Raw genomic sequence first — 7,035 nt, 5'->3', positions numbered from 1 at the left:
GGCGCCTGTGCCGAGCGTGCGCCACTCGGCTGAGTGACCTGTGCCGGCTGACTCCGCCTGTGCCGTGCGTGAGCCACTCGTCTGAGTGACTTGTGCACGAGTGGTGTGCGCGTGCCGTGCCTACCAGGGGGACAGGGGCGAAAGCTTGGCAGGGGCGACCGTCTGGTGTGGCAGGGGCGACCGCCCGGTCAGCGCCCGCGCAGCGCCTTGCGGCTCATCCGTGGCGCCTTCGTCGGGTCCATGCCAGCAGGCACCGAGGGGCGGTTCTTGCCGCCGAGCGCCTTGAGCCGCTGCTGCACCGCCATCGCTTCGTCGTTGGAGATCTTCTTGGGCAGCTTGCGGGCAGTCTTGGCCACCTTGCGCAGCGGGGTGAGGCCTTCGCCCTTGCCGACCATGATCGTGTGGACGGGGACCTCTTCGCCGACCACGCGGGCGACCTTCTTGCGCTCGGAGGTCGCGAGCCGCGCAGCTGCACCCTTTGGCCCCTCAGCGAGCAGCACCACACCAGGCTTGCCGACAGCCCGGAAGACCATCGCGGCGTTGCTCAGGTCGCGCATGCCGCGCACCTTGCCGCCAGCCTCGGCCGCCACCGGCTCCTGGTCGTAGAACCAGCCGCGTCGCAACTGGCTCAGGATGGCAGAGGACGCACCGGGGGTGCCTTCGATCTGGGCAAAGGCTGCCGTCTCCGCGCGACGGCCCAGGATGGTCACCGCAGCGAGCACCGCCATCGGGACGCCCAGCACGAGCGCGTAGATGAGCTGACCCCAGATCGACCCGATGACCGCGGCCACGACCAGCACGGCAAGCGCGGCGAGCAGCATCCACCATACGACGGCCGGGTCGGCCTTGCGCGTCATGGTGAAGACGTCGCGCATCTGCTTGATGCGCCCCGGACCCTTGGGCTTCTTAGGCCCCTTGACCTTCTTGGGGCGGCCGAAAAGGCCCTTCTTGGCGACGTCGTCGCTCGACGTGGTGCTGGGTGGCATAGGGATCAGGATACGTGGGCGCGGGGCGCCTGGCCGACCACGTCTCCCAGACCGGCCGCGACCAGCGAGGCTGCTTCCTGCCGTGCCGGGATCCCGGCCGCGGCCTGATCGGCGAGGTGCTGGAGGTTGGCGGGGACCGTCCGGCCCCACTTGTTCATCGCCTGGGCATAGAGCTTTCCGGCACGGTAGGAGGATCGCACCAGCGGCCCCGCCATGACGCCCTTGAAGCCGATCTCCTCGGCACGCTCGGACCAGTGCACGAATTCCTGCGGCTTGACCCACCGCTCGATCGGGTGGTGCAGCGGGGAGGGCCGCAGATACTGCGTGATCGTAATGATGTCGACGCCAGCCTCGTGCAGGTCCACCAGCGCCTGATCGACCTCGTCGTCGCGCTCGCCCATCCCCAGGATGAGGTTGGACTTGGTCACCAGCTCCTCGTCGCGCGCCATCGAGAGCACCTTCAATGACTTGTCATAGGTGAAGGCCGGCCGGATCTTCTTGAAGATCCTCGGCACCGTCTCCAGGTTGTGCGCGAACACCTCCGGACGTGCGTCGAAGACCTTGCTCACATGCTCCTTGACCGCGTTGAAGTCGGGCGGCAAGATCTCGATGCCGGTAGTGGGGTTGAGCTCGCGCACCTTGCGGATGACCTCGGCATACAACCACGCAGCGCCGTCCGCCTCGTCGTCGCGGGTCACCCCGGTGATGGTCGCGTAGCGCAGCTCCATCTTCTGGATCGACTCCGCGACCTTGCGCGGCTCCTCGGGGTCGAGCCGGCGCGGACGTCCGGTGGCGATGTCGCAGAAGTCGCAGCGTCGGGTGCAGATGTCACCGCCGATGAGGAAGGTCGCCTCACGGTCCTCCCAGCACTCGAAGATGTTGGGGCAGCCAGCCTCCTGGCACACGGTGTGCAGACCGCTGGTCTTCACCATCGAGAGCAGCTCGCGATACTCCGGGCCCATCTTGGCGGTCGTCCGGATCCAGGCGGGCTTGCGCTCGATCGGGGTCTCGGCGTTGCGAGCCTCGATCCGCATCAGCCGGCGTCCCTCAGGTGCGGCAGTCACTGGTGCTCCCTTGCTCGCGGTCAGTGGGTGCTGCCGGGCTGGCATGATCCGGGCAACGTGTGCTCTGCGCAGCCTAATCCTCGACACGGGGTATGACGAGTCCGGGGGTGAACGGCGCCTTAGTCGATGTCGGACCAGAAGAACCGTGCCCAGCCGGCTAGGAGTGCGCCGACCAGCACCACAGCCAGCACGATGATGCCGTGCGTCAGGGACAGGGTATGCACCACCTCGCAGTTCTGCTGGGCGTCGAAGTTGCAGTTGGGGTTCCACGTGACCCATGACGTGCCGTGCTGGACCACTGCGCTGATGTTGTGTCCCAGCGCATAGGGCGAGAGCCATCCGAGGATCGAGGCCAGGATCCCTTCGATCAGCACGAGGTAGCCCACGATGGCGCCGATGACGAGGCCGCTGTGTCGAAGCACGAAGGCCAGCGCCGCGCCGAAGATCCCGGCGAAGACGGTGAGGGCGATGATGCGCAACGACATCCACCCCAGGCTGACCCACTGCGCGCCGGTGACCGCGTCGTCGAGCCGGAACCACCGGAACACCGCGGGCAGTCCGAGCAGGAGGACCCCCAGCCCGGCGATCGCCAGCGGGATGGACGCGATCCCGGCTGCACCGACCTTGGACAGGAAGACGGGGGTGCGGCGCGGCACGAAGGTCAGCCAGGCACCCATCGTGCGGTGCGCGAACTCGGCGGCGACGCCAGTGGAGCCCATCGCCAGGGACAAGAACATGAACGGGTAGGCCAGCCCGGTGAGCAGCTGTCTATACATCTCCTCCAGGGAAGGAAGCTCGGGGTACATCTCCTCGACGGTGGGGGCCGTGATCCCATCGCAGCCGAAGTCGAGGCCGGCGTCGCCGCTCTGCCGCCGTTCCCGCTCCTCTTCGACCTTGCAAGAGGCCCGGTCCTGCTCGACCTGCTGGACCATGTCCTGGTATTGCTGGTCAAAACCCGAGCGCGCCAAGTCGATCGACCTGGCCTGCATGAAGACGCCACCGACGACGACGCCGGAGATGGCGATCGCGGCGATGAGGGTCAACCAGATGACCTTTCGGGCGGCCAGACGCTGGAGCTCGACCTGCAGGAGGCGGATCATCGGTCGTCCCCCTGATCTGTCTGCGTCTGCTGTTCGTGCGCGGTGGCCAGCGGTGCGGGGAGTCCCTCGCCCTGGGTGAGCTCGAGGAAGATCTGCTCCAGTCCGCGGCGGCTGGGCACGAGTCGTTCGACCCACAACCCCTGCTCGCCGAGGACCTGGCTGATTTGAGCCGGCTCCGCGCCGGTGACCGTGATCAGACCGGACAAATCACTGTCAAAGTCGTGGTGGCTGGCGTCACGCAGGGCTGAGGCTGCGTCGTTGCCGTGCTTCTGCGCGCTGCCGATCGAGGGATGTGCCGAGCGCGCCAGCCATTCGGCGCTGAATCCGGCATCTCGTAGGACACGGACGGCCGCGCCGGGGTGGCGCACGCCGACCTCGACGGTCTCGCCCCCTCCGCCGATCAGTCCGGCGACCGAGCCCTGGGCCAGCACCCGGCCACGGCCGATGATCGAGACCGTGTCGGCGATCTGCTCGACCTCGGAAAGAATGTGGCTGCTGACCAGGACGGTCCGTCCCTCGTCGGCGAGACGCCGCATGGTGTGCCGGATCTCGGTGATGCCAGCAGGGTCGAGACCGTTGGTCGGCTCGTCAAAGATCAGCAACTCGGGTGACTTGAGCAGCGTCGCGGCGATCGCGAGGCGCTGCTTCATCCCCAGGCTGTAGGCCCGGAAGTGGTCCTTGCCCCGAGTGCCGAGACCGACTTCCTCCAGCACCTGCCCCACCCGCTTCTGCGGAGTGCCGATGGCGGCGGCCAGCAGGGAGAGGTTCTTCTCGGCGCTGAAGGTCGGGAAGAACTTGGGGGCCTCGACGATCGCACCGACCCGGGCCACGACTTGCGGCAGCCGCTGGGGGACCGGCTCGCCGAAGATGTGCATCGTGCCGGAGTCGGCAGCGGTCAACCCGAGCAGCATCCGGATCGTGGTGGTCTTGCCCGAGCCGTTGGGGCCGAGGAAGCCATGGACCCCTCCCGCGGGGACGTCGAGGTCAAGGCCGTGGATGGCGACCCGCCTGCCGCGCACCGTCCGAAAGCTCTTGCGTAGCCCTCGGGTGGCGACAGCCAGCCCCTCATCTGCCGCGACAGCGACGCTCATACCGCTCCCATCCGGCCGGACGCCCTGCCCGGTCCTGCGACCGGCGTCGCCGGTCCCTGCGGTGCTCAGTCAACACCACTACAGATGTGTCACCAGTGCGATCAGTGTTGCAGCGTGTCGGTGATTTTCAGGACCAGCGAAGGCTGCTGCTTCAGATCCTCAGAGCCCCAGATGCTCAGAGCTGGGTGAGCGCCACGGCGTCCAGCACCCGCTCCACGTGCCGGGTGGCCAGTGGCAGCACCTCGGCCACCGTCACGTCCCTGCCCAGCTCTAGCGACAGTGAGGTCACGCCGGCATCCGCGATGCCGCACGGAATGACCTTGTCGGCCCACCCGAGGTCGCAGTCGCAGTTGAGGGCGAACCCATGCATCGTGACGTCGTGGCTGACCCGGATCCCGATGGCCCCGATCTTGCGCTCGGGTCGGCCCCCACCGGCCCCGATCCAGACGCCCGAGCGCCCCTCGACGCGGGTGGACTCCACGCCGAGGTCACGGCATACCCCCATCATCATGTCCTCCAGACGCCGCACGTGTCCGACCACGTCGACGGGACTGGGCAGCGCCACGATCGGATAGCCGACCAGCTGCCCCGGGCCGTGCCAGGTGATCTTGCCCCCGCGGTCGACGTCGATGACCGGCGTGCCGTCCAACGGCCGCTCGTGCGCCTCGGTGCGCTTGCCGGCGGTGTAGACCGCCTCGTGCTCCAGCAGCAGCACCGTGTCGGGCAGCTCACCTGCCACCACCTGTGCGTGCACCTGCCGTTGGTGGTCCCAGGCGCGCAGGTAGTCGACGTAGTGGGGCGCAAACCCGAGGTGCTCAAAACGCATGCGGCTCACTGTACGCCCGGGGCTGTGGACAACTTCTGCGGCCGGTGCGGCCCGGATGGCACGGTGGAGGCGTGTCGTAGGTCCACGGGAGGAGACGGGATGGAGGAGCCGCTGCGCGTGCCCGGGTATGACGTGCTCGAGCCGGTCGGTCGGGGCGCGAGCGCCACGGTGTGGCGGGCCCGCCGTCACGCCGACGGACTGACTGTCGCGCTGAAGGTGATCAGGCCCGCCCATGGCGACATTGGCGAAGCCTTGCGGGAGGCGGGCCTGCTCGCTCGACTTCGACACGCCCACGTGATCCACCTATATGACGTCATGCCCCTGCCGGATCCGGTCACCGGCCGCCCGGCTGCCGTGGTGATGGCGACCCAGTTTGCCGCGGGGGGCTCGCTGGCGCAGGTGCTCACGCGGCGCCGGATGCTCTCCCCTGGAGAGCTGGTCACCGTCCTGCAGCCGGTGGCGGGCGCGCTGGCGGCGCTGCACGGACGCGGGGTGGTGCACGGGGATCTGTCCAGCGGCAACATCCTCTTCCTGCGCGACGGTATGCCGATGCTCGCCGACCTGGGCGCGAGTCGGGTGAGCGGGGAGGTGGGACGGGCAGCGCAGGGCACGGGTGCGCAGACTGGACTGGTCGCGCCGGAGGTCGTCGAAGGGTTCGCGCCGGCCAGGGAGTCCGACGTCTACCAGCTCGGCGCCATCGCGTGGCTGTGCCTGGCGGGGGCGCCGCCCGGCCCGGGTTTTGCGCGGGCCGATCTCGACGAGGTGGCGCCCGGGCTGCCAGCGGGGCTGGGTGACCTGATCCGTAGTGCGCTCGCCCCCGAGCCCGAGGACCGGCCCGATGCGGAGGAGTTTGCGCTGGGCCTGATGGCCGCGGCGGTTCCCGAGCCGGTCGAGGCCGCTCCCGATGCCGAGCCGGGCCACGGGCTGACTGAGCGGTTGCGTCAACAGGCCCGGGCGGACGCCGAGAGCGGTGTTTCCCATCCCCTCTCCGAGCCGGGTGCACACCGGCCCGCACGCGTGGGGGAATCACGCAGGTCAGCCACCCTTCATCGCAGCGTCCTCGTCTTGTCGGTGCTAGCGGCGTTCGTGCTGGTCAGCGGCGTCGCGACCTGGTTGTTCCTGCCCGGTCTGCTGCCGTGGACGGGCGCCGGTGCGCACGCCCAGCAGATCTCGGCGCCAACATCGCCTGCACCACTGACCGCGGAGGGCGGCGGGGACTCGGCCGGCACGGAAGCCCGGGACGACGGCGCCGGGGACGCTGTCAGCACGGAAACCCCGGCCGGGGCCGCGGGGGGCTGTCCATGGCCGTGGCAAAGTCCCCACTGGTGGCCGGGTGAGGTCCCCGCTGGTGGCCAAGTAAAAGTCCCCACCCTCTGCTCGTGTCGTCCATGAGTTGAGCCCCTGGACGGTGAACGGTGGCGGTGTCTAGCCAGTCACCGCACCGCCCAGGGAGTTCCATTGAAGAACATGAGGGAAGAGTTGGACATCATCACCGCCTACAACATGGTGGGCACCTACCGCGGTGCCGCCGATTTGTGCGGCACCACCCACAAGACCGTCAAGCGGGTCGTGCTACGCCACGCCGCTGGTCAGGGCCGCCCGGCCAAGGCGCCTCGGCCGGCGAACTACGAGGACGTGCGCGGCCTCGTCGCCGCCGGTGTCGACACGGCCAAGGCGCGTATCAGCGCCAAGCGGTTGCTGCCCACGGCCCGCGCGGCCGGGTACACCGGCTCGGAGCGCAGCTTCCGCCGCCTTGTCGCCGAGGAGAAGAAGACCTGGCGGGTCAAGCACGGCCGGACCCACCGGCCGGCGTCCTGGTCCCCGGGTGAGCACCTGGTCATCGACTGGGGCGTGATCGCCGGCGTGCACGTCTTCGCCGCGGTACTGGCCTGGTCGCGGTTCCGGTTCGTCCGCTTCGCCGCTGATGAGAAGGCCGCGACGACGATGGGCATGCTGGCCGAGTGCTTC

The 7,035-nt window shown here is 69.0% G+C and carries 6 protein-coding genes and 1 pseudogene; 2 read left to right on the top strand and 5 right to left on the bottom strand.

The features are described from left to right. Positions 1-188: 188 nt before the first annotated feature. The 5 genes from Q4P07_RS13455 to lipB form a co-directional block, all read right to left on the bottom strand. Positions 189-986 carry a DUF4191 domain-containing protein gene (locus Q4P07_RS13455; protein ID WP_303375428.1) on the bottom strand — a complete coding sequence of 266 codons (798 nt, stop codon included), beginning with the start codon at positions 984-986 and terminating at the stop codon, positions 189-191. Between the two features lie 5 nt (positions 987-991). After that, the gene (gene lipA / locus Q4P07_RS13450) at positions 992-2,050 is read right to left on the bottom strand and encodes a lipoyl synthase (protein ID WP_303375427.1); all 1,059 of its coding nucleotides are present in this window, start codon (positions 2,048-2,050) and stop codon (positions 992-994) included. Positions 2,051-2,169: 119 nt separating this feature from the next. Next, positions 2,170-3,150, bottom strand: a complete 981-nt coding sequence (locus Q4P07_RS13445) for a hypothetical protein (RefSeq protein WP_303375426.1) — start codon at positions 3,148-3,150, stop codon at positions 2,170-2,172. Next, the gene (locus Q4P07_RS13440) at positions 3,147-4,241 is read right to left on the bottom strand and encodes an ABC transporter ATP-binding protein (protein ID WP_303375425.1); all 1,095 of its coding nucleotides are present in this window, start codon (positions 4,239-4,241) and stop codon (positions 3,147-3,149) included. Before Q4P07_RS13440 ends, Q4P07_RS13445 begins: the two co-directional genes overlap by 4 nt. 175 nt (positions 4,242-4,416) lie before the next feature. Continuing rightward, the gene (gene lipB, locus Q4P07_RS13435; RefSeq protein ID WP_303375424.1) at positions 4,417-5,067 is read right to left on the bottom strand and encodes a lipoyl(octanoyl) transferase LipB; all 651 of its coding nucleotides are present in this window, start codon (positions 5,065-5,067) and stop codon (positions 4,417-4,419) included. Positions 5,068-5,166: 99 nt separating this feature from the next. Here lipB and Q4P07_RS13430 point away from each other — a divergent pair, with 99 nt between their 5' ends. Beyond that, complete coding sequence (locus Q4P07_RS13430; RefSeq protein ID WP_303375423.1) at positions 5,167-6,459, top strand: serine/threonine-protein kinase; 1,293 nt, start codon at positions 5,167-5,169, stop codon at positions 6,457-6,459. A gap of 66 nt (positions 6,460-6,525) precedes the next feature. Further along, positions 6,526-7,035 (top strand): annotated as a pseudogene (locus Q4P07_RS13425) (IS21 family transposase); the annotation flags it as partial.

The organism is Ornithinimicrobium sp. (assembly GCF_030537745.1).
GTDB lineage: Bacteria > Actinomycetota > Actinomycetes > Actinomycetales > Dermatophilaceae > Ornithinicoccus.
The sequence above is the reverse complement of the archived record's forward strand: the minus strand, read 5'-3'. Positions and strand labels throughout refer to the sequence as shown.

Coding starts and splice junctions, on each gene's coding strand:
- Q4P07_RS13455 (WP_303375428.1), bottom strand. CDS start 986: ATGCCACCCAGCACCACGTCGAGCGACGACGTCGCCAAGAAGGGCCTT.
- Q4P07_RS13445 (WP_303375426.1), bottom strand. CDS start 3,150: ATGATCCGCCTCCTGCAGGTCGAGCTCCAGCGTCTGGCCGCCCGAAAG.
- Q4P07_RS13440 (WP_303375425.1), bottom strand. CDS start 4,241: ATGAGCGTCGCTGTCGCGGCAGATGAGGGGCTGGCTGTCGCCACCCGA.
- lipB (WP_303375424.1), bottom strand. CDS start 5,067: ATGCGTTTTGAGCACCTCGGGTTTGCGCCCCACTACGTCGACTACCTG.
- Q4P07_RS13430 (WP_303375423.1), top strand. CDS start 5,167: ATGGAGGAGCCGCTGCGCGTGCCCGGGTATGACGTGCTCGAGCCGGTC.